Below are 244 nucleotides of genomic sequence, written 5' to 3' on the forward strand. Positions count from 1 at the left end.
TAACTTCAACAACTTCGATGAAGTAATGGACGCGTGGGATACGCAAATCCGTTACTACACCCGCAAATCAATCGAAATCGAATATGTCGTCGACACCATGCTGGAAGAGAACGTGCACGATATTCTCTGCTCGGCGCTGGTGGATGACTGTATTGAGCGAGCAAAAAGTATCAAGCAAGGCGGCGCGAAATATGACTGGGTTTCTGGCCTGCAGGTCGGCATTGCCAACCTCGGCAACAGCCTG

1 protein-coding gene is annotated in these 244 nt (G+C 50.4%); it reads left to right on the forward strand.

Translation table 11 applies throughout. From position 1 onward, the window contains the following. Nucleotides 1–244, forward strand: a 244-nt coding sequence (locus tag SB756_RS34140; protein ID WP_410913763.1) for a pyruvate formate lyase family protein, incomplete at both ends; no start/stop codon positions are given.

Origin of the sequence: Pseudomonas sp. SIMBA_068 (assembly GCF_046534705.1) — a bacterium.
In the GTDB taxonomy this organism is placed as follows: Bacteria; Pseudomonadota; Gammaproteobacteria; order Pseudomonadales; family Pseudomonadaceae; genus Aquipseudomonas; species Aquipseudomonas putida.